General features: G+C 39.2%; 23 protein-coding genes. 13 read left to right on the top strand and 10 right to left on the bottom strand.

What is annotated here, in order from left to right:
• The first annotated feature begins 105 nt into the window (after positions 1–105).
• The 3 genes from BMY14_RS14790 (at position 106) to BMY14_RS14780 (ending at position 3,759) form a co-directional block, all read left to right on the top strand.
• The gene (locus BMY14_RS14790; protein ID WP_091833376.1) at positions 106–1,398 is read left to right on the top strand and encodes an O-acetylhomoserine aminocarboxypropyltransferase/cysteine synthase family protein; all 1,293 of its coding nucleotides are present in this window, start codon (positions 106–108) and stop codon (positions 1,396–1,398) included.
• A gap of 240 nt (positions 1,399–1,638) precedes the next feature.
• Entirely contained in the window at positions 1,639–2,751 is a 1,113-nt protein-coding gene (locus tag BMY14_RS14785; RefSeq protein ID WP_177177616.1) for a D-alanyl-D-alanine carboxypeptidase family protein, read from the top strand.
• A gap of 69 nt (positions 2,752–2,820) precedes the next feature.
• Complete coding sequence (locus BMY14_RS14780; RefSeq protein ID WP_091833369.1) at positions 2,821–3,759, top strand: AEC family transporter; 939 nt, start codon at positions 2,821–2,823, stop codon at positions 3,757–3,759.
• 125 nt (positions 3,760–3,884) lie between these two features.
• Here the strand turns inward: BMY14_RS14780 and BMY14_RS14775 are convergent, their stop codons facing one another.
• From BMY14_RS14775 to BMY14_RS14765, 3 genes are all read right to left on the bottom strand, one after another.
• Positions 3,885–5,219 (bottom strand): VanW family protein, encoded by a 1,335-nt coding sequence (locus tag BMY14_RS14775; RefSeq protein WP_091833366.1) that lies wholly within the window; start codon positions 5,217–5,219, stop codon positions 3,885–3,887.
• 114 nt (positions 5,220–5,333) lie between these two features.
• The gene (locus BMY14_RS14770) at positions 5,334–6,185 is read right to left on the bottom strand and encodes a PRC-barrel domain-containing protein (RefSeq protein WP_091833363.1); all 852 of its coding nucleotides are present in this window, start codon (positions 6,183–6,185) and stop codon (positions 5,334–5,336) included.
• Between the two features lie 18 nt (positions 6,186–6,203).
• Positions 6,204–7,214 carry a tetratricopeptide repeat protein gene (locus tag BMY14_RS14765; protein ID WP_091833360.1) on the bottom strand — a complete coding sequence of 337 codons (1,011 nt, stop codon included), beginning with the start codon at positions 7,212–7,214 and terminating at the stop codon, positions 6,204–6,206.
• Between the two features lie 303 nt (positions 7,215–7,517).
• Between BMY14_RS14765 and BMY14_RS14760 the strand changes: the two genes are divergently transcribed.
• The 8 genes from BMY14_RS14760 to BMY14_RS14725 all read left to right on the top strand — a co-directional run bounded on the left by BMY14_RS14760 (position 7,518) and on the right by BMY14_RS14725 (position 15,494).
• Complete coding sequence (locus BMY14_RS14760) at positions 7,518–9,233, top strand: HPr family phosphocarrier protein (RefSeq protein ID WP_425438923.1); 1,716 nt, start codon at positions 7,518–7,520, stop codon at positions 9,231–9,233.
• Positions 9,234–9,627: 394 nt separating this feature from the next.
• Positions 9,628–9,891, top strand: coding sequence for an HPr family phosphocarrier protein (locus BMY14_RS14755; RefSeq protein ID WP_019553880.1), 264 nt, complete (start codon positions 9,628–9,630; stop codon positions 9,889–9,891).
• Positions 9,892–9,914: 23 nt separating this feature from the next.
• Positions 9,915–11,621 carry a phosphoenolpyruvate--protein phosphotransferase gene (gene ptsP / locus BMY14_RS14750; RefSeq protein WP_019553879.1) on the top strand — a complete coding sequence of 569 codons (1,707 nt, stop codon included), beginning with the start codon at positions 9,915–9,917 and terminating at the stop codon, positions 11,619–11,621.
• 253 nt (positions 11,622–11,874) lie between these two features.
• Positions 11,875–12,075 (top strand): 4Fe-4S binding protein, encoded by a 201-nt coding sequence (locus BMY14_RS14745; RefSeq protein ID WP_091833355.1) that lies wholly within the window; start codon positions 11,875–11,877, stop codon positions 12,073–12,075.
• Positions 12,072–13,220 (top strand): 2-oxoacid:acceptor oxidoreductase subunit alpha, encoded by a 1,149-nt coding sequence (locus BMY14_RS14740; protein WP_091833352.1) that lies wholly within the window; start codon positions 12,072–12,074, stop codon positions 13,218–13,220. The genes BMY14_RS14745 and BMY14_RS14740 overlap by 4 nt, the downstream gene beginning before the upstream one ends.
• Positions 13,220–14,041, top strand: coding sequence for a 2-oxoacid:ferredoxin oxidoreductase subunit beta (locus tag BMY14_RS14735; protein WP_091833349.1), 822 nt, complete (start codon positions 13,220–13,222; stop codon positions 14,039–14,041). The genes BMY14_RS14740 and BMY14_RS14735 overlap by 1 nt, the downstream gene beginning before the upstream one ends.
• A complete protein-coding gene (locus tag BMY14_RS14730; RefSeq protein WP_091833346.1) occupies positions 14,038–14,565 on the top strand; it encodes a 2-oxoacid:acceptor oxidoreductase family protein in 528 nt (175 codons plus the stop codon). The genes BMY14_RS14735 and BMY14_RS14730 overlap by 4 nt, the downstream gene beginning before the upstream one ends.
• A gap of 254 nt (positions 14,566–14,819) precedes the next feature.
• Positions 14,820–15,494 carry a uracil-DNA glycosylase gene (locus BMY14_RS14725; RefSeq protein ID WP_091833343.1) on the top strand — a complete coding sequence of 225 codons (675 nt, stop codon included), beginning with the start codon at positions 14,820–14,822 and terminating at the stop codon, positions 15,492–15,494.
• Positions 15,495–15,556: 62 nt separating this feature from the next.
• Here BMY14_RS14725 and BMY14_RS14720 read toward each other — a convergent pair whose 3' ends face one another.
• Complete coding sequence (locus BMY14_RS14720; protein ID WP_019553873.1) at positions 15,557–15,907, bottom strand: PTS glucitol/sorbitol transporter subunit IIA; 351 nt, start codon at positions 15,905–15,907, stop codon at positions 15,557–15,559.
• 77 nt (positions 15,908–15,984) lie between these two features.
• Complete coding sequence (locus BMY14_RS14715) at positions 15,985–17,772, bottom strand: MutS-related protein (protein WP_091833340.1); 1,788 nt, start codon at positions 17,770–17,772, stop codon at positions 15,985–15,987.
• Positions 17,773–17,958: 186 nt separating this feature from the next.
• On the opposite strand from BMY14_RS14715, the gene BMY14_RS14710 reads away from it, so the two are divergent.
• Both BMY14_RS14710 and BMY14_RS14705 read left to right on the top strand, forming a co-directional pair.
• Positions 17,959–18,105: an aminoglycoside phosphotransferase gene (locus tag BMY14_RS14710; RefSeq protein ID WP_091833337.1), complete on the top strand. Its 147-nt coding sequence runs from the start codon at positions 17,959–17,961 to the stop codon at positions 18,103–18,105.
• 144 nt (positions 18,106–18,249) lie between these two features.
• Entirely contained in the window at positions 18,250–19,119 is an 870-nt protein-coding gene (locus tag BMY14_RS14705) for a serine/threonine protein kinase (RefSeq protein WP_091833336.1), read from the top strand.
• Positions 19,120–19,179: 60 nt separating this feature from the next.
• Here the strand turns inward: BMY14_RS14705 and clpX are convergent, their stop codons facing one another.
• The 5 genes from clpX to BMY14_RS14680 all read right to left on the bottom strand — a co-directional run bounded on the left by clpX (position 19,180) and on the right by BMY14_RS14680 (position 25,448).
• Positions 19,180–20,487, bottom strand: a complete 1,308-nt coding sequence (gene clpX, locus BMY14_RS14700) for an ATP-dependent Clp protease ATP-binding subunit ClpX (protein WP_091833333.1) — start codon at positions 20,485–20,487, stop codon at positions 19,180–19,182.
• A 211-nt stretch (positions 20,488–20,698) separates the two neighbouring features.
• Positions 20,699–22,696 (bottom strand): methyl-accepting chemotaxis protein, encoded by a 1,998-nt coding sequence (locus BMY14_RS14695; protein WP_091833330.1) that lies wholly within the window; start codon positions 22,694–22,696, stop codon positions 20,699–20,701.
• A gap of 375 nt (positions 22,697–23,071) precedes the next feature.
• The gene (locus tag BMY14_RS14690; protein ID WP_177177615.1) at positions 23,072–23,635 is read right to left on the bottom strand and encodes a stalk domain-containing protein; all 564 of its coding nucleotides are present in this window, start codon (positions 23,633–23,635) and stop codon (positions 23,072–23,074) included.
• Positions 23,636–23,770: 135 nt separating this feature from the next.
• The gene (locus BMY14_RS14685) at positions 23,771–24,565 is read right to left on the bottom strand and encodes an ABC transporter ATP-binding protein (RefSeq protein WP_091833324.1); all 795 of its coding nucleotides are present in this window, start codon (positions 24,563–24,565) and stop codon (positions 23,771–23,773) included.
• A complete protein-coding gene (locus BMY14_RS14680) occupies positions 24,552–25,448 on the bottom strand; it encodes an ABC transporter permease (RefSeq protein WP_091833477.1) in 897 nt (298 codons plus the stop codon). Before BMY14_RS14680 ends, BMY14_RS14685 begins: the two co-directional genes overlap by 14 nt.
• Positions 25,449–25,523 lie beyond the last annotated feature (75 nt).

The raw sequence follows: 25,523 nt of genomic DNA, 5'->3' as shown, positions 1-25,523 counted from the left end.
GACTATATAATTGTAAACATATTAATCATATATGTTTAAGGAAACGAAGCCGATGGTCATTACTCGAAAATATTTAATACATAATAGGAAAAGGGGCAGATTGTTATGAGTGAAGAAAAAAAATATAAGTTTGAAACACTGCAATTACATGTAGGTCAGGAAGAAGCAGATCCAACAACGGATGCGAGAGCCGTACCGATTTATCAGACGACATCTTATGTGTTCCATAATTCAAAGCATGCTGCCGATCGTTTCGGATTAAGAGACGCTGGTAACGTTTATGGACGTCTTACAAATCCTACGGAAGATGTACTGGAGAAACGAATTGCTGCTCTTGAAGGCGGCGTGGCGGCACTTGCTGTGGCATCAGGGGCAGCGGCTGTTACATATGCCTTGCAGGCTTTAGCTCATAATGGTCAGCATTTCGTTGCAGCCACAACAATTTATGGTGGTACTTATAATTTGCTTGAGCATACTTTTCCCGATCGAGGTATAGAAACCACCTTTGTTGACCCAACAAAAGGTGTACAGGTATTTGAAGATGCAATAAAAGAAAATACACGCGCTGTGGTTATTGAATCCATTGGTAATCCAAATGCAAATTTAATTGATATTGCCGCTGTAGCCGCAATCGCTCACAAACACAAAATTCCCCTCGTTGTTGACAGCACCTTTGCCACACCTTACCAATTAAGACCTTTTGAATATGGTGCAGATATTGTTGTTCACTCTGCAACGAAATTCATTGGCGGCCATGGCACCACGCTTGGTGGTATTATTGTTGACAGTGGTAAATTTGATTGGATTGGTTCCGGTAAATTCCCGCATTTGGTTGAACCAAATGCAAGTTACCACGGGCTGAGCTTTGCCAAAGATGTGGGTGCACCAGCTTATGTTATTTATATCAGAACACTGCTGCTTAGAGATACCGGTGCAACTCTTTCGCCTTTTAATGCATTTTTATTGTTACAGGGCGTTGAAACATTGTCATTGCGCGTGGAACGGCATGTAGAAAATTCTCTAAAAGTAGTTGATTTTTTAAGCAAACATCCTAAAGTAGAAAAAGTAAATCATCCAGTGCAAAGTTCGCATCCGGATCATGAACTTTATAAAAAATATTTTCCGAATGGCGGAATTTCTATCTTTACTTTTGAAATCAAAGGTGGAGAAAAAGAAGCACAAGACTTTATTGATCATTTAAAAATATTCTCTTTGCTTGCCAATGTAGCTGATGTGAAATCGTTGGTTATTCATCCAGCTAGTACGACACATTCACAGATGAACAGTGAAGAACTCCTGGCTAGTGGTATCAAACCAAACACGGTTCGTCTTTCGATTGGTACGGAGCATATTGATGATATTATCGATGATTTAACACAGGCGCTGGCTGTTGTTTAAACCATTTTGTAAAAATATTATCGCGAATTTGCCCCCGCAAAATCACGATAAATCTATAAAGTACAATGCAAAAAGCGAAGCAATGGCAATCTGCCGTCATGCTTCGCTTTTTCCAATGTTTGCAGGAGTCTGCAAGGAGTGGTAGAATGACATTTATGAGAATGTTTGGCGATACGATAAGGGGATATAAATGTGCGGTTTTTACAGGGAATATGTTTAATTTCTATATTTTGTTTTTCAATGATAGCAACTGTTTTTGCGGAGGATAATCCGCAGGCATTAGATGATATGACAGCGACATCGATGATTTTGATTGAAGCTTCGACTGGTAAGGTGATTTATGAAAAAAATGCAGAGTCCAGGCAATATCCGGCAAGTACAACAAAAATGATGACGCTGCTTTTGGCGATTGAAAATGCGAATCTTGACGATACAATTACCGTAGATGCTCAAGCGGCAGCTGTCGAAGGTTCTTCAATGCATCTGGAGACCGATGATCAACTAAAATTGAAAGACCTTGTGACGGGGATGATGCTGGCATCAGGCAATGATGCCACCGTCGCTGTCGCTGATTATTTAGCTGGCTCGGTGCAGGACTATGCTGAATACATGACGGAAAAAGCGCAAGCGATTGGTGCAACAAATACCCATTTTGCGAATTCGAGCGGCTTACCAAATTCCGACCATTATTCAACGGCACATGATTTGGCACGTATAGCCGCATATGGTTATAAAAATCCAATTTTTCGCCAAATTGTTGGTACGAAAGAAAAAGAAATTCAATGGCAGTTTCCGTCTGCAAAAAAAATAAAATTTGAAAATACCAATGAGCTTTTAGGTGTATACCCTGGTGCAAATGGAATGAAAACTGGCTATACACAGGCAGCTGGCGAGTGTTTGGTTGCTTCAGCTGAGCGTAATGGGGTTAACCTGATTGCTGTTGTCATGCATGCAGCGGATAATGAACGCTTTATAGAAGCAGCGAAGCTGCTTGATTATGGCTTTAAAAATGTGAAGATGGTGAAAGCTTTTGCCAAAGATGAAGTTGTACAGAATATTCGCGTGCATGGCGGTAAAATATATCAGCTGACAGCACGTCCTAAAGCGGACATTCTATATCCAATATCAGGTGATGACAGTAGTCGCTTTTCGATTCAGATTAAGCCAGATCGTTATGTAAAGGCACCTGTGCAAAAAGACACCGTCGTAGGATATGTTTCTATCTTGTATGATGGTCAGGAAGTAAATCGGATTGATTTGCTGGCAGATGAGTCTGCTCCGGCAGGGTTTAATCTTTTTTCTTTTTTCGGTGAACTATATGACGGAATTTTTTCACTTTTAGGTTTTGCCTAATACGAGAACGAAAAGCTGTATGAATTTTTGTGTAAAATATAAAGGTAGAAAAAAGAAAGCAGGGATACAATGGTTTTAATACAGGCAGTTGAAGGCGTGTTAACACTTATTTTAATGGGGTTGGTTGGGTATGTGTTAGCATATAAAAAATGGTTTACTCCGGATACAAAAGCGATTATTCCGAAGCTGGTGAATTATGTTTCTCTGCCCTTATTTTTATTATACAGCTTAGTCCATGCTTTTCATCGTGATGAGTTAATCCATTTAGTATATGGTGCTCTTGTGCCGCTTATTTCGATGATTATTTGCTTTGTCTTGAGTCTATTGCTAGGTAAATTGCTGCATATCAATAAAAAACATATCGGTATATTCCATGCAGCTTTTACGACATCAAATTCTATTTTTATTGGATTACCGGTGACTTTAGCGCTTTTTGGTGAAAAAGCCATACCTTATACTTTACTGTATTTTTTTGCGAATACGACATTTTTTTGGACGATTGGTAATTATTCACTAAGTGGAGATTCAGGACAGGCAAAAGTAAAATTATTTAGTCGTTCCACAGTAAAACGAATTTTTTCTGGACCGATTATCGGCTTTTTAACAGCTGTTATACTCATTTTGTTAAACATTCAGCTGCCAGATTTTATTTTAAATGCCGCACAATATTTAGGCAATATGACAACGCCGCTGGCACTGATTTTGATCGGGATAACGTTGTATGGTATGGACTTAAAAAAGATTCGTTTGAATCGGGATTTGCTCTGGGTATTGTTGGGACGTTTTGTTATTAGCCCCCTAAGTATCATGCTGGTTGCGTATTTTATTCCAATTCCGGCACTCATGTATAAAGTGTTTGTCATCATGGCGTCTTTACCGGCAATGGTACAAATTGTCGTTTTATCGAGTTTTTATAAGACGGATACAGAATATGCGACGGTGGTTGTTTCAGCGAGTACCCTGTTATCCATTGTGACAATCCCCATTTTTATGTTATTGTTATCATAAATTATAATTTATAGTTTGATGATTGAGGTACAGGCAATTTCTTTCAAGCAGTCGAGTTTTAAAAATTTTATTATATAAAAAGTCCAGCTAAATGATGTGCATTAGCTGGACTTTTCTGTATGTTTTTATCTTGTGCCAATCAGAATAACTTTGTTTTCGGGTGAATATGTATCCGTATGCAAAAGCTCACGGTCTATTTCCTGCCCGTTTTGCAGCTTGAGGCGATAGGCAGATACAGTATACCCTGTTTTGCCGCTGTCGACAGTGATACGCCGTCCGGTTGGCAGCGTTTTATCATAGTTGAATGTAATGGATGGTGGTGTCGTTTTATCGACTATTGACTGTAAGCTGATTTTATAAAGACTGAAATCTTCATGATTACCGGCTATGTAAATCGATAATGTTCCCTGGCTGACTTGAGTGAGCAGATAGATTGGATGTTTCAAATTGTTTTGAAATTTAAAATCAAGCAGATGATCCGCAACAGTAGCATCAAGCCCCATGGGAACATAAGCAGATGGATAAAAATGAGAAGTGCGTTCAACAGATTTTAAATTAGCTAATAAAATGGCATTGTATAATGTAGAACTCACCTGACAGACGCCCCCACCGATATCTGGGACGGATTTTCCATCAATCAAAACAGGCGCCTCCTGATATCCGGATTCAGCGAGACGAAGCCCTGTTAAAGCATTAAATGAAGTGGTTTCATCTGGCTTGCTGATAACATGATTCAGGCTTGCCGCAGCAATCCGAATATTCTCACTGCGATTATAGTTGCCATTGTTGAATTTAGTTGAATAGGAACTTAGTATGGTGTCAATGCTCTTTAAATCATTGGTGGTTATTTGTGGGGGCGATTCAGTCAGGGTTAGTTGTATGGATTTCGGCAAATCCACCGTAGTAATGAAATTTTTGAGGTCATCGGCAACTTCATCAATTGGTAGAACTTGACCGAGTACTTCGGGGGTAATTAGCAGTTCGCCTTTTGCACTGAGATTGCATTCCGCATTTTTACTGGGATGATCTGTTTTTTTTGCTATATTTCGTAGGATTGTTTTCAACTTGTCTTCATCATAAGTCACAGTAACAGGCAGCTCTTTGCCATTGATCGCGCTGTCCGCACGGTCAATGAACCCCTGAAGTATATTTTTATTACGACCAATTAAATAGGCTTTATTGACGGTAGCATTCATATCAATCTTAAAATCAATATCCTGCGGGTGGATTGACCAGGACTGATCTTGATAGTGCAACTGTACCAGCTCTGATGTTTCGGTTATTTTTGCATAGGCTTGCTTTAGTTTTTCCAGTGCCGCTTCTTTACTGAGTCCACTGAGTGGTACATTATTTACGCTTATTCCATAGCTGATGCGGCTTGAATTTATTAAGACGAGAGCAGATGTGAGTATGGAGATCGTAGAAAAAACAAGGATGATGCTAAAAAAAAGCAGAATCATGGTTTGGCGTTTCGATAGATTAAACTTTTTTAGAAAAATACAAAGTCCTCCCTTTACGCATTGTTAAGCAGAAAGCCCCTGCGTGAATCAGCAGGGGCTTTTAGTAGAATACGTTTATTGAACATTCATGGAAAGCTCAACAAATTTATTTGCCAATTTTGCTTTCTGCAATACTTCTTCGGTGATATCCGCACCAGATTCGACAATCACAATGCCATTATCGGTTGTAATGCGACGGCCAGCTTTTTTGCCGAGTAGAAAACGGCGATGTCTTTCTTCAGCGGCTTTAGTATCAGCATTTGATTTAGCAGGTTCTGATTCATGTTTTATCGTTTCAGCAGGTTTTTTTTCTGATTCTGCTGCTGGTTCTGGTACTATTGGTGCAGCAACTTCAATGGCTGGAGCGACTTCGACTTTTTCGGCCGATTTTGTTTCTATTTTACCGAGCTCAGTTTTTTTTTCTGTACCGACGAGTTTTGTGCCTTTTTCAGGTACTTTACTGTCAATAATGGTAACTTGTTTACCAAAAATCGACACTTGATCGGCGGTGATTTCTTTTACTTCACCAGCATTGTCAGGATGTTCGGCATTGATTTCGCATTTTGCGATTCGTCCATCATCATCAATAAATATTTCCGTAACTTTACCTTGGATACTGCCGGATTTTGTGATAGCTTTTGTATCGATTACACGGACATTTGCATCCAGCAAAGGTTCATATTCAGTAGCCTCATTTAGTTTTAAGATATTTTCACTGCTGATAATCGTGATAGCATCATCACCAATTGCGATGACGGATTCATAAGGTAATAGTTTGACCCCGCGATACCAATCTTCATCTTCAATAATTAATGCTGAGACGCGGCCATTTTGCGCATCCATCAACAGGGATTTACTAATACCGAGCTCACGACCTTCGGTGATACTGATAATGGGTAAACCTAAAATTTCTACACTTTTTTTCATGAATCGTCCTCCTAGTTATTATAGTGCCTGTTCTTTTTTTTGTTCCTCTTGGAGCGTCATTTCAATTTCCTGCATAATGTTTTTTGGAATTTGACTAAATGGTGTTTTAAAACAATTATGTTTGTTTAGAATCACTTTTATGATACGTAGATAATCAATATTCATTTGAAAATTTTCTTTCACTACGTTATCGACTGAAACTGCAGGTAAGGTAAATGCTTTTGCATAAATAGCAAGTGCCTCATCGTAAGAACCGATGTTTTTATAAATGTTGCCTAACTCGATAATGATAAAAGGTGCATAGCTGTCCCTGCTGTATTTATGTAAAGTCTTTTGAAATGCTGCAATCGCGATTGAATAATTATGCCGCGTGTTTTGTGCATAAGCATAATCAAGCAGGGCATCTAAAGAAGTAAGCTTTTGCAGTACAGTATCTAGTTCAGCTAGCTTGTGTTTTTCTATATCGGCTTTGATTTGTTCCTGCACTGTCACTGGAATAAGTGCGGGCAGGTTATACGTGGATTTGGCTAAATTTTTCTGCATGATTGGTTCGGTAGTGCTAAGACCTTCATCAACTTGAGACCATTCCACAGTAACAAGTTCATCGGGTGTTTCCGTAATATATTGATTCAAATCAGGTTCTTCAACTGTACGGTTTGTAAATGCAAATGGGACAATGGGTGGTGGTACAGTTTCGGTACTTGCGTGATTAACATCTTCCTTGGTAATGGGTGCGATGTCGGTACTGTTGCACTTAGTTAACATGCTGGAATCACTCCGCAGCGTTAACTTCTCATTATAAAATGTTACAGCGCAGGCAGAAAGCAGCACTGCAGAAAAAATAAAAATTAAATGAGAAAACGTTAAATAAGAAGAGATTGAAAGTGTGATGATATTTACCGCAAATGCACAAACAGCACAAAGCAGTAAAGGCTTGAATTTTAGCTGTAAACCAAAATAATTGGTGGTTTTAAAAATTACCAATACGCTAATCAGCATTACGACAAGTGTAATCATCATGAAATTCATTCACATCACCATAATTTCTGAATTTATTCTACATTAAGATGTATAGATGATTTATTTATAAACACAATTTTACATAAAAACTTATAACTATATAATATTATCAACATTAAATATGTATACAAGGTTTTTCAATTCGACAAAATTAATAAAAATCCTGTAACTTTTCTAAATAATCCAATAGTTTTTTGCGGTTTTTATCGATATTTTAATATTATACACTATTTTTGCCTGCTTTTTTAGTAACAAAAAAAATAATTGATTTTTCAGGCATAGTCAGGATTTTTTTTATCAAGTATAATAGTAATGATATCTGTTTTATTGAAAGAGAAGGAAGCTGAAAGTATGCTGTTTGAAAAAGAAGCAATCATTCATTATGAAAGTGGAATCCATGCCAGAGTTGCAGCTATGATTGTCCAAAAATCGCATGAACTCTACGAAAAATATGCCTGTAAAATTTATTTGCGCAGTGAACATAGTCAGCGGGTTGAGATGCGCAGTCTTATGATGTTGATTGCTCTGAAAATCAATAATGGCGATTCTGTCTTTGTGTCGGCGGAAGGCGAAAATAGAGAAGAAGCTGTTTTGGCGATGGTGATATTTCTTGAAGGGGATTTTATGGTTCAGACACCGGGTGAGCTTCACGAAGTAGATCGTCTATTACATGAAAATGCTTTGATGCAGGAACGGCTGCAACTAATATTAGAGGCAGTACAGGATGGAATTTGTGTTGTTGATAAAACTGGTGCAGTTACCTATGTAAATCCATCTTATTTACGGATTCTCCATAAAACAGAAGAGATGGTGATTGGTGAAAATGTCTATGAGGTAGCACCAAACGGGAATCGGGCGAATGTTTTAAAAACAGGGGTTGCCCGTATTGGCAGCCTCAGTCACAAGAAAGACGGTACAACCATTGTGGCCAATGTAAATCCAATTTTTGTGGATGGCGAAATATCTGGGGTTGTATCCGTTATAAAAAATATTACAGAAGTTCAAACTTTGATAGAAAAATTAAATCAAATGTCAGCGAAAGCGGAATATCTGGAACAGGAGCTCTTGCGAACCAAAAAAATGGGCAAAGCCTTTACAAATTATATTGGTCGCAGTGGTCGTGTTGTCGATGTGCTTGCTATGGCATCAAAAGCTGCTGCCAGCAGTGCCACGGTACTGGTTCGTGGTGAAAGCGGGACGGGTAAGGAATTGGTTGCTGAAGGGATACATTATGCAAGTACGCGGCGTAAGGGGCCTTTTATTCGTGTGAACTGCGGTGCGATTCCGTCAACGTTGTTGGAATCAGAACTTTTTGGGCATGAAAAAGGTGCATTTACCGGAGCTGTTAAACGTAAATTAGGCAAATTTGAATTGGCGAATAATGGGACGATTTTTCTTGATGAAATTGGGGAGATGGATAAAAACATGCAGGTAAAACTTCTGCGGGCACTACAGCAGCGGGAATTCGATCGTGTTGGCGGTGAAACAACGGTAAAGGTTGATGTACGGATTATTGCGGCAACGAACCGAAATTTGGAAGACATGGTTCGTGAGGGAACCTTTCGAGATGATCTATATTACCGTCTTAATGTTATCCCGCTTTTTTTACCAGCATTGCGTGAACGGGTAGAAGATATTCCCTTGCTCGCAGAACATTTTGTCAATAAAATCAGTTTGCAAAATCACAAACACATTCAAGGCGTCACGGCTGCGGCTATGGAGGTTCTTATGGCCTATAAATGGCCGGGGAATGTTAGAGAACTGGAAAATATCATTGAACGGGTTATTACGTTGACGGATTCTGATTTTATTGAAATTGAGCACCTGCCATCCTATATCACTGGTGAAGCTGTTGTGAAACAAATGAAAAGTTTTGCTTTTGATGCAGTACTGCCGTGGGAAGAGTATGAAAAACAAATAATCGGCAATGCTCTAAAAAAGTGTGGTAGTTTCAATGCAGCCGGAAAAATGTTGAAATTAACGCATAAAACGGTCGCAGCAAAAGCTAGAAAGTATGGGTTGATATAATTTACCATGGTAATTTATATCAAGATATAGTAAAAAGTATCAAGGAAACACCTAAATCTGATACTTTTTACTATAGTGTAAAATAAAAATATTTTCATAAAATTCAAAATTTACAATTTTGTTACACTATTTTAAAAATAAAGTGATGTTTTAAGGACTGTGTGTAACTTAATTTGTCTAAAAACTCGTGTGATGAAAGTTGGCACGATACTTGCAATAATATATAACGGCTTGTACTTACATAAAATAAAGTGATTTTTTATCATAGAGATCGTTATTTTGTTAGTGAAAGCAGGGAAACAAACGTCTGGTTGTCGAATGTATTTAATGTTGATTTTCAATTAGACGGTTGTCTATGTGAGATCTAAATAAAAAATGAATGGGGATTTTAATTATGGAACAAAAAGTAATCATCAGCAACAAAGCAGGTATTCATGCACGTCCAGCATCAATGCTCGTACAGGCAGCTACCAAATTCAAATCTAAAATAAAATTAACTGCAAAAGGTAAAACGGTTGATGCAAAAAGCATTCTTATGATTATGAGCATGGGCCTTGTAAATGGTACAGAAGTTGTTATCAGTGCTGAAGGCGACGATGCGGATAAAGCAGTAACTACTTTAAAAGATTTAGTAAATTCAAAATTCGGTGAAGAATAATAAACAAGAGGAGGACCCGGGAAATGCCAGAAGTTTTACGTGGAAAAGGTGTTATTTCTGGAATTGCAATTGGCAAAATTTTGCTTGTCGGACAGAATATCGATGGGTATTTAGCCGATTATAAACCAGAAAGCAAAGATGCCGAACTTGCAAAGGTTGAAAAAGCACTGCAGGCGGTTACTGAGATTTTACAGAAAAATGTGAAAACATTACAGGAAAGAGACATGCCGGAACAGGCAGCTATTATGGAAGCGCATCGTATGATGGCGCAAGATCCAATGATGGAAGATTCCATGAAAAGCAAAGTCGAAGAATTTGGTTCAGCACCTCGTGCTGTTCTTGCGGCTGCTGAAGAGTCCGCTGCAATGTTTGAACGTATGGATGATGCCTATTTTCGTGAACGCGCTGTTGATATCCGCGATGTTTGTAAACGCATTGCCAAATATATTTTAGGCGTAAAAGAGCCGGAACTTGGTGCAGCGGCGGTTATTCTTTGCGGTAACGAAATTGAACCATCGGTTATTGCCAATATTCCAACTGAAAAAATTGCTGGCGTTATTTTAGGTCAAGGCAGTACTACTTGTCATGCTGTTATTATTGCGAAAGCTCGTGCGATTGCTACGGTGGTTGGCTTGGGTGAACGCGTGGATATAATCAAAGATGGTGATTCCGTTTTACTTGATGGTGAAACGGGTGAAATTATTATTTCACCAACGGAAGATATGATCACTTCCTATAAAGAAAAAATGCAAAAACAATCGGAAATTAAAGCATATTATGCGAAACTTGCACCGCTTCCAGCTGAAACTACCGATGGAGTTCGTGTAGAGCTAATGGCTAATATTGGAACCCATATGGATGTGGAAAGTGCCCTTGCGTATGGCTGCGAAGGTGTTGGGTTGTTCCGTTCAGAATTTGTGTTCATGGGACGTCAGAATATCCCAACCGAAGAAGATCAGTTTAAAACCTACAAAGAAGCTGTAGAAAAATGCAATGGTAATCTTTGTGTTATCCGGACTATGGATATTGGCGGAGATAAACCATTGGCTTATCTGGAAATACCAAAAGAAGAAAATCCGTTTCTTGGCTGGCGGGCTATTCGAATCAGCTTACAGAGACGTGATTTGTTTATGCCGCAGTTGAAAGCGATTTTACGTGCGGGTGTTTATGGTAAAGCAGCAATTATGCTTCCAATGGTAATTAATGTTGCTGAAATTAAGCAAGTAAAAGAACTCATCGAACAGGCAAAAATAGAGCTTGCTCATGAAGAAAAAGCCTTCTCTAATAATGTTCAGCTGGGCATTATGGTAGAAACACCAGCCGCTGCTGTTATGGCACCGATGTTGGCAAAACATGTTGACTTTTTCAGTATAGGGACCAATGATTTGGTACAATATACGCTTGCTGTCGACCGAGTAAATCACAATGTAAGTTATTTGTATAATCATTTCAATCCGGCCGTACTTAACTTAATCCAAACGACGATTAAAGCAGCACGCGATAATGGTATTTGGGCTGGGATGTGCGGCGAAATGGCTAGTGATCCATATGCAGCTGTTATTTTAATGGCTATGGGGATTAATGAACTTAGCATGAGTGCACCGTCGATTCCAAAAGTTAAAGATAAGATTCGTTCGGTTACATTTACGAAAGCAAAAGCAACGCTTGATGCCATTATGAAAATGGAAGATGGCGACGCAATTAAAGAATACTTATATAAAAGTTTATAAATTATTGCGTATTTCAATGAAGAGATGGCAGGTGCTTTGCACCTGCCATCTCTTTTGTTATTAAATTTTTGTATAATTATTCTGTCTTTGCATAATTGTATTGTATACTTGGATACTTGGAGAATAAATGTACAAAGACAATGGATTTTTTTTTGTATATTTGTTATTATTGTAATTAGTGAACTCATGAATGAATTTTATATAAATTCAATGTGGTGATTATTTTCACTTATGCATAGGGGAGGAACGCAAAATGAAGTCCGAAATTACGATTAAGTCGGTCAGGTGCAAGGGGTGTGGCATTTGTGTCGCTTTTTGTCCGAAAAAAGTTTTGGGGATCAATCTTTTAGGAAAAGTTCAAGTTGTTGATAGCGAAGCTTGTATTGCCTGTGGCCAGTGCGAATTGCGCTGTCCGGATTATGCGATTTTTGTAGATAAGAAGGTGGAATTATGAGTGAAGCAAGATTGATTCAAGGAAACGAAGCTTGTGCCCAAGGCGCATTGGCTGCTGGTGTGCGTTTTTTCGGCGGCTATCCAATTACACCTTCTACAGAGATTGCAGAAACGATGGCACAAAAGCTGCCAGGCTTAGGCGGTAAGTTTATCCAAATGGAAGATGAAATTGCCAGTATGGGCGTCGTTTTGGGGGCGGTACTCGCTGGCCAAAAAGCGCTTACGGCAACATCCGGACCGGGGTTTTCACTCAAGCAAGAGTTGATCGGTTTTGCTGCCTGTGCAGAAATTCCAATTGTTATTGTGAATGTGCAGCGTGTGGGGCCATCTACTGGCCAGCCAACTTCACCTGCTCAAGGCGATGTGATGCAGGCACGCTGGGGAACACATGGTGATCATCCAATGATCGCACTGTCGCCATGGACGGTTCGAGAAGCATATGATGCTACTATTTTAGCAGTCAATTATTCCGAACGTTTCAGGACGCCTGTTATTTTATTGATGGATGAAATTGTGGGTCATTTGCGAGAAAAAGTAGTTTTACCAGAATTAAAAGATATTGAAATTTACCCGCGGCGTGTACCTAAAATAACCAGGGCGGAAGGGTATGAACCATATCGCCCGGACGAAGATATGGTTCCGAATGTTGCTGATTTTGGGCAAGGCTACCATATTCATGTGACAGGATTAATCCATGATGAAACAGGTTTTCCATCAGGCAGTCCAAAGGTAACAGAAGATGCCATCCGCCGTATGCATGAAAAAATTATGCATGTGCAAGATGAAATTACTCACTTTGAAGAATTTTTTATGGAAGATGCCCAGTATGCAGTTGTAGCCTATGGCGGTACGGCTCGTACAGCTTATGAAGCAGTTCGTACGGCACGTGAGCATGGTTTGAAAGTCGGAATGGTTCGTTTGATGACCATTTGGCCATTTGCTGATAAAATTATCAAAAAAACAGCCAAACAGGTCAAAGCGATTCTTGTACCAGAACTTAACTATGGACAGTTGGTCGGCGAAGTAGAACGTGCTGCAGGCGGCAGTGCTCGTGTCAAACTTTTGGCGAAATATAATACTGAGATTTTTACACCGCAGGAACTGGTCGAAGCTATTGAAAATCTTTGTGCGGGGGTTGATGAATAATGCTTGAAAGATCATATGAGAAATATTTTAGACAAAACCGTTTACCGCATTTATGGTGTCCTGGTTGTGGCAATGGTACGGCTATGAAATCAATCGTGCAGGCGATTGAAACGAAAAATCTTGATCAAGATAAAACGATTATTGTATCTGGTATTGGCTGTTCATCGAGAGCTTCCGGGTATATGAATTTTGATACACTCCATACGGCACATGGCCGGGCTATTCCGTTTGCTACAGGGATTAAATTAGCGAATCCTGAACTTAATGTTGTTGTTATTACTGGCGATGGCGACTGCACGGCTATCGGTGGTAATCACTTTATCCATGGTGCACGACGTAATGTTGATTTGACGGTTATCATGTTTAATAATCACATTTATGGCATGACGGGTGGACAGGCTTCGCCGATGACCCCGCTTCATAAAAAAGCGACGACAGCTCCATACGGAACCGTTGACCGTCCATTTGATGCTTGTCATCTTGCTGAAGCTGCTGGTGCTACCTATGTAGCACGCAGTACAGCTTTTCATGTAAAACATCTTTCTGATATGATCGCTGCTGGATTTGATAACAAAGGATTTTCTTTTATTGAGGCTGTTGTTCAATGTCCAACTGCATTTGGCCGTAAAAACAAGATGGGGGATGCACCGGATATGATGAAATGGATGCGAGATACAGCGGTCATGAAAGCAGCTTGGGATAAATTACCAGAAGATAAAAGAGAAGGAAAATTCCCCATTGGTTTATTCTACCAAGCTGATTTTCTTGAATATACGACAGCATATCAAGAAGTTATTGACGTGGCAGGAGGTGCAAAATAATGGCGCAAATAAGATTATCAGGTTCAGGGGGTCAGGGTGTTATTACGGCGGCTATTATTTTAGCGGAGGCAGCAGTGCGTGAAGGTAAAGAAGCAGTGCAGTCACAGTCTTATGGCCCGGAAGCACGCGGTGGTGCTTCGAAAGCGGAAGTTATTATTTCCGATCAGCCGATATATCATCCTAAAGTTTTAGTGCCGGAATTAGTGTTGGCACTTACGCAGGCTGCAGCTGATAAATATTCTAAGGATTTAGCGGTGGGAGGGACTCTGGTGATTGATACAGACCTGGTACCGAATCCACCAAACTTCCCTAATATTATTTCGATTCCGATAACAAAACTTGCAGTGGATAAAATAGGGAAATCTTTATTTGCGAATATTGTAGCACTGGGTGCGCTTGTTAAAATTACGGAATTGGTAGACTTTGAGACAATAAAAAAAGCGGTTGCCCAGCGTGTGCCGCCGGCTACAATTGATCGTAATATGCAGGCACTCCAAGTTGGTTACGATGCTGTAACAAAATAAGAGTAATTTTATCCTATATAAGTTGCATTAAATATTCTATATCCCCTTCCTGACAGCTTGACAGGCTAGCTGTAATTTATTTAATGTATTTATATTATAGATAAGAATCAATGCTTTAAAAAATAAATGTTGAAATAGCTGCAAAGGTATTTCAACATTTTATTTTTTTGTTTTTTTTATGATTGGCTGGCATTGTACGATTTTTTTAGTATAATATACTTAGTATCGGATAGTGTACATAAGGAGCGACATATATGGAAATTTTTAAAAATGATTGGGCAGAGCTTTTATCGGAAGAACTAAAGCTGCCATATTATCTAAAATTACGTGAATTTCTTATTCATGAATACAAAACGCAGAGCATATATCCCGGAGTGTATGATATATTTAATGCGCTTCATTATACGAGTTATCAAAAAACGAAAGTAGTGATTTTAGGACAGGACCCGTATCATGGACCCAGGCAGGCACATGGCTTGAGCTTTTCCGTGCAGCCAGGAGTTGAACCACCGCCATCGCTGCTGAATATATTTAAAGAACTCAAAACCGATTTAAACTGTTCACTACCCAATAATGGCTGCTTGCAGCCATGGGCTGAGCAGGGGGTGCTTCTTTTGAATACAGTTCTTACGGTTCGGGCTCATCAGGCCAATTCACATCATGATGCAGGCTGGGAAACTTTTACGGACAAAATAATTTCTTTATTAAATGAGCGGGAAAAACCACTGGTATTTATTTTGTGGGGTTCACCAGCGCGCAAGAAAAAAGCAATGATTACCAATCCAAATCATTTCATTTTGGAAGCACCGCATCCCAGCCCGCTTTCGGCACATCGAGGCTTTTTTGGCAGTCGGCCATTTTCTAAAACGAATGCGTTTCTGGAACAAACAGGACAAACTGCTATTGATTGGCAGCTGCCAAATATTTAAAAGATTTTTTCACAAAAAAAGAGCATCCCGGGGAAAATTTCCAGAATGCTCTTTTGCAATAGCTATTTAATTTGAATCAGATCTTCGCGATGCAGTCTTGGTTCCATATCGCCTTTAACAGAAATTTGACCTGGCATGTTATTGTCACCATTGAAAACGATGGTGCAATGACCTTCATCGCGGAGGTTCTTATTTGCATCTTCACCAACGGATGTTATGCTGAAAGCGTGTTTGCCCCAAACTAAAGTATCACCAGCGACAATATCTTCTTTCAGTTCGGCTTTTGTATGTGCAACGACCATTTCAGCTAAATTTGGGCGTATACCTTCATCCAGGATAATGATACTTTTATTGCTTTCTAAAAAATTTCTTGCGAGGTTACCAATTGAGGTAATACTAGCTTCGTATTTCATTCAATCTAATCTCCTTATATAATATAAAATCCACTATCTAATATTATAGCAGATAGTGGATCAAATGATAGATTCTTTTATAAAATCCCCGCCATTTTGAGTAGATATTTGGCGTTTGTTGTTTGACATTGACCTGGTTTTAGTTTGTAATCAAAATGGATTTCATTGTCGGTGTAATATTCTTCGAAATGATAGTTCGTGATGGGGAGATGTTCTGATTCAGCAAGGCGGCAGAGTTCGAAATCATGAGTTGATACAAAAGTAATACTCCAGGGATTTGTTAACTTTCGGATTGTCTCTGCAGCACCGATGATGCGATCTGCAGAATTTGTACCTTTGAATATTTCATCAATTAAAATGAGCATAGGCTGATGGCTTTTGCTGAATTCAACCATGCCTTTTATGCGAAGCAGTTCTGCATAAAAGGTAGAAATTCCTTTAGAAATATCATCTTCGATACGCATGGAGGTGAAAATATTCATCGGAGATACCGTAAAAGATTTCGCACAAACAGGAGCTCCGGCATAGGCTAGGACACTACTGATACCAATGCTTCGTAAAAATGTTGTTTTGCCGGACATATTAGACCCCGTTATAATACAGGTCGTGGCATTGATTTCAAGTGAATTCGCAATAGCGGAGTTTTCTTCCAGTAAGACATGTGATAAATCTATAGCCTGGACGATGGGCGAGTTTGAGTCTGTTATGGTTGGGAAAACATAATTGTCTTTAATGCGGCAAAGCACAGCAAGACTCAAAGTCAATTCGAATTCGCCCAGGGTATCAAGCCAAATTCGTACGTCTTGGGCCGTATCTTGTTTCCATTTTGTGAAATGGAGAGCACACTGGAAATCCCAGAGAAATAATGAATTGGCGAGAAAATAAAAAAATAAGTTACCACGCATTTTTGCACATTCGCTAATCCTGTATAATTTGCGAATTTTTTTGCAGGCGCCGCCGTCTTTTGTGAGTTTGCTTTGTAATTCTTGTAACGGTGATGTGAAGGCTGCTTTTTCGATCGTATAAAAAATTTGTTCATACATTTTCAGTTGTTGATCAAATGAAGAAAGTGGTGCGAGAAAACTACTGTTTTTTCCATAAAAAAAACCTGAAAGGGAAAATTGAACGAATAAAAAGATCAAGCCTATCTGCCATGAAAATATGCCAAGTTCTCCACAAACTAAACTTAAGACCGTCAGAATAGGCAGAACTGAAATGAAAAACTTTAAGACTGGTCCGGCATAAGCTTCGGTTGCTTCGATTTGGTTTAGAAATTTTTCACTGTCAGCAAGGGTAGATTGTTTTGCTGGTAAAAGATTAAGCAAGACTTGCAAATCAATTGATAAGTCTTGCTTTCTAGCAAGGTCTGACACGGCTTGCTGTCGCTTTTTTATACTTGTTGGGGTCTGCGGTGCGTCAAGCAAAGCATGCGATAACTTTTGTTTGCCATATGCTGTATAGGCAGCGCAGATATACTGGTAGAGTGAGGCACTTCCTAAAAGATCCAAGTCTTTCGCTTGCGTTGTATATTCGGTCAAATATTCTTTGCCATTTTCGGTAAAAGCATGCCAGTTTTTCGAAAAACGATCAAGGTATTGCTGTAAAACGGTTTGACGACTTTTTAGCAGTCGCTGTGTATTTTTTAATTTTTGCTGGCTTTTGATTAAATATACAAAATACCCCAAACAAAGCATTGCTAAAAAATAACACAGCCGGTTTTGCTGATCATAACCAAAGGCCCAGATGATAATCATGCTGCAAAAGGCAGCAAATCGTAAGAATGTGATTCGATTGATGCGATCAAGACAAACTTTTTCGTCTAGATGTGCTTTTGCTAAACTGTTTTTAAAATAGTCGATTTTCATACAAAGTCTCCTCGATTTCAGTCTACTTTTCCTGAATTATTTAATTATACCATAAAGTAAAATTGTATGAATCATAAATAGTTTCAGATTTTTGCTCGTTGTGCTTGAGCTTATAGACAGGCTTGTTGTTGAAGCTTATAATATATATATGGTTACTGAGAAATAATATTAGGAGACATGATATATATGAGTTTGAAACCAGAAATCAGAATAAAAATCCAGGGACAAATTGATGAACTAAAAAAACGTATGCAATATGATGCAAATGATCTCGATTATGAAACGCATTTACATATGATGCGTGATTTGCAAAGAGTTTTGGATAAAAAATAGAGGGTTCCTTTCTTTTTTGCGAATAAGTTTTATGTCCCTAAATGGAATGCAGTTCGCGCAAAAACGATAAATCATGATATAATATATACAGTATGTAAAAAGAATTCATAGGTTTGCATGGTATGGATATGGAGCGTGATTTAGATGAGGTCAAAGTTCGATTTTCTTAAAACAGGTTCTTTTACAGGCATAGATACAACGGATGATACAGTTCCTTTTTCAGCGGAACAAGTAATTGATCATCGTTATCGGATTTTAGAGTATTTGGGCAAAGGGGCATTAGGGCGTGTTTACAAGGCCGAATTTATTCCAATGAAAAAGATTTTTGCGGTGAAAGTATTTAAAAATGGTGAACAAACACCATTAGCATTAGATATATATCGCCGTTTATCCCAGCTTAAACATCGCAATATTGTTCGCGTGGAACGACCTGACTGGATTGCTAACGGAAAATTGGGTGTGCTGCCGATGGAATATCTGTTTGGAAAAACAATGGCGGATATTTTGGAAAATTCTATACAAACGATTGACTGGACTGTGAAAAAACATTGGATTACATCACTATTGTCAGTCGTTGTTTATTTGCAAAAACAGCCTGAACCCGTCATTCACGCTAAAATAACACCAGCTAATATTATCGTTGATTTGGAGAATGAACCGGTTTTATTAGATTTTAGCCTGAATACTGTTCTTGATATAGCTACACAAAAAACGGAGTATTTGCAATATTTATCACCCGAGAGCCGTGATGGGAAACTGAACTTGGCAACGGATTGTTTTTCGGTGGGACTTATTGCATATGGCATCTTATCAAATGGAAAATTCCCATTCCAAGCTGGTTTAGTGGATGAGCGCCAGCAACTTATTCCATTAGAACATTTTCGTGGTGATTTGCCAGTGGCAATTGCACAATGGGCTGACAAAGCTTGTACTTTAAAACTGGCAGATCGATTTCAAAATATGAGCGAAATGGAAACGGCATTTAACTTAGCTTGTAATGAAGCTGGATTATAAAAATAGTAAAACCCCATTGGTCTTTAAAGCCAATGGGGTTTTACTATTTTTACAAATTGGTTAGTCAGAGAGTTCTGTGAGCTGTGGTGCAGTGTGATTGTTGATGCAGTCAGCAGTGATCACTACTCTGCGATGTTCATTGCTCTTTGGAATATCGAACATGATATCGAGCATCACATCTTCAATAATACCTTTCAGACTACGTGCACCGGTTTTTCGTTCTATTGCTTTTTTGGCTACGGCCCGCAGGGCATCTTCACTGAATGTAAGTTCAACGTTATCCATACGAAGCAGTTTCTCATATTGTTTGATTGGTGCATTTTTAGGTTCCGTTAAAATGCGCAGCAGAGCAGCTTCATCTAAGGTTTCAAGAGTACAAATAATCGGCAGACGCCCTAATATTTCGGGGATAATTCCATACTTCATCAAATCTTCCGGTCGAACTTGATGGATGAGCTCATCGTATTTTGGCTTATTGGCACTGCTTTTTACTTTAGCGCCAAAACCTATATTGGTGTCGGTTTGCTGGATACGTTTAGCAATGGTCTTATCGATACCAATAAAAGCACCGCCAACGATAAATAAAATGTTTTTCGTGTCCACTTTAATTGTTGGTGCTTCCGGATGTTTGCGCTGACCTCTGGCCGTAAACTCAACGACGCTGCCTTCCAGCATTTTTAAAAGTGCTTGCTGCACACCTTCGTGACCGGGATCAGCGGTAATAGAATTATTGATACCGGATTTTCGAGCAATTTTATCAAATTCATCAAGATATATGATGCCATGCTCGGCTTTGTCAATATTTTTGTTGGCCGCATAATAAAGATTGCGTACAGCTACTTCTACGTCAGCACCAACAAAGCCTGCTTCTGTCAGGCTTGATGCGTCCGTTACGGCGAAGGGAATATCCAGTAGTTTTGCTAAATGGAGCAGCATTGCTGTTTTACCACAGCCGGATGGACCAAGCATGATAACATTTGATTTTTCAATTTCAACACCGTCAATGTCTTGATTATAGCCATAACGCATGCGTTTGTAATGATTATAGACAGCAACAGCCAGGATCTTTTTTGCTTTATCTTGATTGATGATATATTCATCAAGGTATTCCTTGATGTTATGGGGTTTGTTATGGGCGATAATTTCATCAAGTTCGACCGAAAAGTTTTGTTTTTCCGTTTGCTTTTGTTTTGTATCTACTTCCGAGATAAAGTGATAAATTTCTCGAATGCAAGAGTTACAAATTGCAAAACCCGTCTGCGGGTCAAAAATCGGCATGTCATATTGATCTTTAATCGTAATGGTCTTTTTGCAAAAACTGCATTGATGTTTGACCGGATCTACGGTCGTGGTCGTATTTTTAGCCATGTATGTATACATCCTTTCGTTGTAGGGGGTTCATTTGTTCAAAATTTTATAAGATGAATTAAAGAATTTGGCGCTATACCCCATAATCCTTTAATTCGCTATATTATATACTATTATAAAGTATCCTGAAGGATATGAGAAGGAATTTCAAATGTAAATAAAAAACAGCAGTAGGCAAATGCCTTTTACTGCTGTTTTTTTTTGTCTGATTTTAAACTTTAAACTTTGCCGCTTCACTTTGCAGCACGGTTGCAAGTTCAGCCAGACCATGACTGGCATCGGCAATTTCACGCATTGAAGCAGCTTGCTGCTCTGTGGCAGCGGATACACTTTGGGACTCTTCGGCATTTTTGTTGCTGACATTGTCTATGATAGAAATTGACTGCATCACAGTAGTGCATTTCTGACTCATGGAATCAATGGCTTGGGCGACTTCCGTTATTTCACCAGCCAGTTTATCAATAGCGAGTACGATGTTTTTGAATGTTTCATCGGCTGAGTTGACGGCGGTCATACCGAATTTTACACCTTGTGTACTAGCTTGTGTAGCTAGTATCGCATTTTCCATATCTTGTTCATTGCGTTTTACGAGTGTGCCAATTTGTTCGGATGCCGCACGTGATCCTTCAGCAAGTTTTCGAACTTCTTCGGCTACAACAGCAAAACCACGACCTTGTTCACCGGCACGAGCAGCTTCGATTGCAGCATTTAATGCTAATAAATTTGTTTGTCCGGCAATATTAGAAATTAAATCTACGATGGTGCTGATTTCCTTAGAACAAGCGGCGAGTTCTGTTACAGAATGTTCGACATTTTGCGAACCGCTTTCAATTAAAGTCATTTGCTCTACTACTTTAGCAATTTCACTTCGTCCGGCGGTTACTTCCTGGCCGGTCTTTTGTGTAATAGATTGAATTGCTGTTGTTTTTTGTGAGATACGAATCGTCTCATCTGACATTTCACGTGCTGCCTGATCGGAATTTTTAGCAAGCTTAGACTGCTGATCAGCACCTTCGGCAATTTGGATGATAGATGCGGCAACGTGCTCAGAAGCTTCGGAAGCTTGATGCGCACCAGCGGTCAGTTCTTCACTGGAGGCGGCAACTTGTTCCGCTTGTGACTGTACATTGATGATGAGCTTTCCAATCGTCTGACGCATCTGGTGGAAGTCTTGTGCCATTTGACCAACTTCATCTTCGGAATTTATATCTAACGCATGTTCACGTAAGTCGCCTTTTCCGAGTAATGCACAGGCATCACGTACCTTTTGTATCGGTGTGGTCATTTTTTGGGCAAAATAAAAAATGAGTACACTGGCTAGAAGCAGGAAGAATACTGAAACACCAATCATTACCTTGGCTAAAGTTCCAGCTTTTTCATTGATTTCACTCGTTGGGGCAGTGACTACCATAACCCAGCGATTCCCAGCAAGTTCGATTGGTGTAAGGATTGCCATGTGCATGGTGTTATCTAGTGCATTTTGATACGTAGCTTGCTGCTGTTTTCCGCTCGTCATTACAGTTTGATATATTTCGCTTAAAGGTGTATCCTGCAATTTAAGCTTACCCGCAACACTCGGATCTTTTTGATTGGCAATCACGAGTCCTGTGTTGTCGATGATGTAGCCGTATCCCGTTTTTTGGAATTTTATATTTTCAATTGCTTTCGATAATAAATCTGTAGACAAAGTAGCACCGATGAAGCCATCCATTTTCCCATTGTTTTTTATCGGTGTGACGAGCATGATCGATAACTTTCCTGTGGAAGAAGAAATATTCGGTTCGGACACATAAGATTCTTGATTTTTTTGAATCACAGGTGTATAAGAGCGCTGTTTATAATCAAAATGGTTCCCTTCCGCGGTAATGCCATAATTAACGCCAGCATCTTTAAGATTTACAAAAAAAAGAGTGGTGTAATTTGCCCGGCGGCTTTTTTCTGCATTTAAATTTTCTAAGACTAAAGACTCACTAAGTGATTTACTGTCTTTCGAGGCGGCGATATCTTCAAGATGAATTAAACGAGAGGAGATTTCATTGGAAACATCTGCAGCATATTCATTCCCAAGGGTTTCAGCGGTCTCGACAGAACTCTCTTCTAAATAAGTCTGGGCAAGATAATAACTGATTCCAGATAAGATAATGAAATTTATCAAGAATAAAGGTAAAAGAAAAAGTAAAAATTTGGTTTTAATCGTTTTTATATTCATAAGTGCAACCCCTTTGTATTAAAATAGCCATGCCTTTTCGAAAGCTAACATAGATTTATCATATTGCAAAAATAAAATGAATATTTCAACAATATAATATAGTATAGAGAAACTGTATATATATTATACTATACTATATATAAATAAAACACCCCTGTACATGGACTAAAGACCTACTGATCAGCGAAAAGAAGGTAAACACAAAAGTTTATTTAATTACTTAATTCATATATATAAGTTGAATGAAATAGTTTATATCATCCCATTCCTGGCAGACTGATAGGCTGCATATAATATCTACTTATAGTGTATAAAAAAGTACCTGTAGACGAAACACCTTGGTGTGTTTTGAATCTACAGGTACTTTTTTTATTTTTATAAAGCTGCTTCACCTGTGCCTGTTTTTATAGTAGTTGCTGGTTTTTTTATATTGAGACTTGTATCGGTTATTTGTATGGTTCCCGGGTTGTTGTAGAGTATATTATAAAGTGTAATCGGGATATATGTATTACCACCGATCATAATCGGTGCTGAACCCAGCGTTATTGGCTCACTTATGCCAATTGCGTTGCTGCTTGTATAAGCATATGCATTTGAACCAACAGTGATACTGGTTTTTATCGTTCCATTATCAAGTTCTGTTGATTTTGTTTTAGGATTCCACGTAAGTGTGAATCCTAAAGCTTCTGCACTTTTCCGCAAGGGAACCAAAATTGTGGTTCCTTTCGTATAGATATTGATTCCAGCGAGATCAATATCTTGCCCGTTGACTTGCAAAGTATAATAGGCGATCGACAATTTTTGTGGAGTTGATACAGCTGCTTTAATAGAGGCTTTCTTTTGAACAGATGCTGTTGCTGCAAAGGCAGGCGGAGCTGCAGCGATACTGATGGAGAGAATTACAGCGAAGCATAATACACTAGTGTAAAATCGTTTCATTAACATTCTTCCTTTCAAATTTTTTGCGGATACTTCGTTTTTGGGTAATTTGCATCCACAAAACTACAAAGAAAATTATACAACAAGCTGGAAAAATTATCAATAGAGCTGTCCCTGCTTATTGATAATCAGCACTTAACCAAGCAGCATTCGGTCATTAGCCAGTGTATCACCGCTTGCTTTTTCAAACATTTTAAGCAGATCCTGAATGGTTAGATTTTTTTTAGCTTCTCCAGCCACATCGATAATCAATTTTCCATTATGCAGCATGATCAAGCGTCCGCCAAAACGTAAAGCATCGCGCATGTTGTGTGTAATCATAAGCGTGGTAAGTTTGTGGCGGTTGACAATCTTATTGGTCAGCTCCAGTACTTTTTCAGCAGTTTTAGGATCAAGAGCTGCCGTATGCTCATCAAGGAGCAATAATTTTGGTTTACCCATCGTTGCCATTAAAAGTGTCAAGGCTTGCCGCTGTCCGCCCGATAATAGCCCCACTTTACTCGTTAAACGATCTTCGAGACCAAGGTTCAATTCTTTTAACATTTCGATAAATTGCTGGTGGTCTTCTTTGCGTGATCCCCAACGCAAGGTAGGTATTTTACCACGGCGCGAAGCAATGGCTAAGTTTTCTTCAATCATCATTCCCGCCGCTGTCCCCATCATGGGGTCCTGGAAAACGCGTCCAATAAATTTGGCACGTTTATGCTCAGGGACATTCGTTATGTCATTTCCATCAATCGTGATTTTCCCCTCATCAACAAAAAATGCACCCGCAATTGAGTTCATAAGAGTTGACTTTCCAGCGCCATTGCCACCGATTACGGTGACGAATTCACCTGGAGTGAGATGAAGACTCAGATTTTCTAAAGCATATTTTTCATTAATTGTACCAGGATTAAAGGTTTTTGTTATATGTTCAATTTTTAGCATATTTTATACCCCTTCGTTTCTGTTCATTCCATTTGTTTTTGAACAGTGGCATGGAAAGTGCAAGTGCAACCAAGATTGCCGTGAACAGTTTTAAGTCATTTGGCGGCATTCCTAATTGCAAAACCAGGGCAATGACAATGCGGTAAATAATAGAGCCCAAAACAACGGAAATCAGACAGTTTCTGAAACTACGCGTGCCAAAAAGCACTTCACCGATAATGACAGAAGCAAGTCCAATGACAATCGTTCCAACCCCCATGCCGACGTCGGCAAAACCATTGCTTTGTGCTACGAGTGCCCCGGAAACAGCAACGAGTCCATTGCTGAGTAGAAGCCCCAGGATGATTGTAAAATCCGTATTAACGCCATTAGCACGAATCATTTGCACATTAAAGCCAGTGGCACGGATGGCTGAACCGATTTCTGTCCCGAAAAACCAATACATGAGAACCATATAAAAAAGAGTACTGATGATGCCGACTAAGAGTACAACTGTCTGTGTATCGAATCCGTAACTATTGAATAAAGAAAAGATGGTATCAATCCGCAGCAAAGATAAATTGGCTTTGCCCATGATTCTTAGATTGACAGAATACAAAGCAATCATGGTCAAGATGCCTGCAAGCAAGGCCGGTATTTTAAGCTTTGTGTGCAGAAAACCTGTGATTACACCTGCCAGCATACCAGCAATGCCGGCACACAAAATTGCTGTGAAGGGGCTGGACCCGTTAACGAGCATCGCGGCAGCAACGGCTGCTCCCAAAGGGAAACTGCCTTCTACGGTGAGGTCGGCGATATCGAGGACACGAAATGTCAGATATACGCCAAGAGCTAAAATAGACCATAACAGGCCTTGTGATATGGTTGGGATAAGTAAATCCAACATGATAGATCCTCCTTGTGTTTCATATTTAAAAAATAGCGAAGGGTATCCTCATGGCGAGGAACCCTTCGCACT

Source organism: Propionispira arboris, assembly GCF_900109225.1.
Taxonomy (GTDB): domain Bacteria; phylum Bacillota; class Negativicutes; order Selenomonadales; family Selenomonadaceae; genus Propionispira; species Propionispira arboris.
Note: the sequence above shows the minus strand (reverse complement) of the source record. Positions and strands in the feature narration are given on the sequence as shown.

What these genes read in the sequence shown, in the direction of transcription:
- BMY14_RS14790 (WP_091833376.1), top strand. Translation starts at nt 106, where the DNA reads ATGAGTGAAGAAAAAAAATATAAGTTTGAAACACTGCAATTACATGTA.
- BMY14_RS14785 (WP_177177616.1), top strand. Translation starts at nt 1,639, where the DNA reads ATGATAGCAACTGTTTTTGCGGAGGATAATCCGCAGGCATTAGATGAT.
- BMY14_RS14780 (WP_091833369.1), top strand. Translation starts at nt 2,821, where the DNA reads ATGGTTTTAATACAGGCAGTTGAAGGCGTGTTAACACTTATTTTAATG.
- BMY14_RS14775 (WP_091833366.1), bottom strand. Translation starts at nt 5,219, where the DNA reads ATGATTCTGCTTTTTTTTAGCATCATCCTTGTTTTTTCTACGATCTCC.
- BMY14_RS14770 (WP_091833363.1), bottom strand. Translation starts at nt 6,185, where the DNA reads ATGAAAAAAAGTGTAGAAATTTTAGGTTTACCCATTATCAGTATCACC.
- BMY14_RS14765 (WP_091833360.1), bottom strand. Translation starts at nt 7,214, where the DNA reads ATGAATTTCATGATGATTACACTTGTCGTAATGCTGATTAGCGTATTG.
- BMY14_RS14760 (WP_425438923.1), top strand. Translation starts at nt 7,518, where the DNA reads ATGATATCTGTTTTATTGAAAGAGAAGGAAGCTGAAAGTATGCTGTTT.
- BMY14_RS14755 (WP_019553880.1), top strand. Translation starts at nt 9,628, where the DNA reads ATGGAACAAAAAGTAATCATCAGCAACAAAGCAGGTATTCATGCACGT.
- ptsP (WP_019553879.1), top strand. Translation starts at nt 9,915, where the DNA reads ATGCCAGAAGTTTTACGTGGAAAAGGTGTTATTTCTGGAATTGCAATT.
- BMY14_RS14745 (WP_091833355.1), top strand. Translation starts at nt 11,875, where the DNA reads ATGAAGTCCGAAATTACGATTAAGTCGGTCAGGTGCAAGGGGTGTGGC.
- BMY14_RS14740 (WP_091833352.1), top strand. Translation starts at nt 12,072, where the DNA reads ATGAGTGAAGCAAGATTGATTCAAGGAAACGAAGCTTGTGCCCAAGGC.
- BMY14_RS14735 (WP_091833349.1), top strand. Translation starts at nt 13,220, where the DNA reads ATGCTTGAAAGATCATATGAGAAATATTTTAGACAAAACCGTTTACCG.
- BMY14_RS14725 (WP_091833343.1), top strand. Translation starts at nt 14,820, where the DNA reads ATGGAAATTTTTAAAAATGATTGGGCAGAGCTTTTATCGGAAGAACTA.
- BMY14_RS14720 (WP_019553873.1), bottom strand. Translation starts at nt 15,907, where the DNA reads ATGAAATACGAAGCTAGTATTACCTCAATTGGTAACCTCGCAAGAAAT.
- BMY14_RS14715 (WP_091833340.1), bottom strand. Translation starts at nt 17,772, where the DNA reads ATGAAAATCGACTATTTTAAAAACAGTTTAGCAAAAGCACATCTAGAC.
- BMY14_RS14710 (WP_091833337.1), top strand. Translation starts at nt 17,959, where the DNA reads ATGAGTTTGAAACCAGAAATCAGAATAAAAATCCAGGGACAAATTGAT.
- BMY14_RS14705 (WP_091833336.1), top strand. Translation starts at nt 18,250, where the DNA reads ATGAGGTCAAAGTTCGATTTTCTTAAAACAGGTTCTTTTACAGGCATA.
- clpX (WP_091833333.1), bottom strand. Translation starts at nt 20,487, where the DNA reads ATGGCTAAAAATACGACCACGACCGTAGATCCGGTCAAACATCAATGC.
- BMY14_RS14695 (WP_091833330.1), bottom strand. Translation starts at nt 22,696, where the DNA reads ATGAATATAAAAACGATTAAAACCAAATTTTTACTTTTTCTTTTACCT.
- BMY14_RS14690 (WP_177177615.1), bottom strand. Translation starts at nt 23,635, where the DNA reads ATGAAACGATTTTACACTAGTGTATTATGCTTCGCTGTAATTCTCTCC.
- BMY14_RS14685 (WP_091833324.1), bottom strand. Translation starts at nt 24,565, where the DNA reads ATGCTAAAAATTGAACATATAACAAAAACCTTTAATCCTGGTACAATT.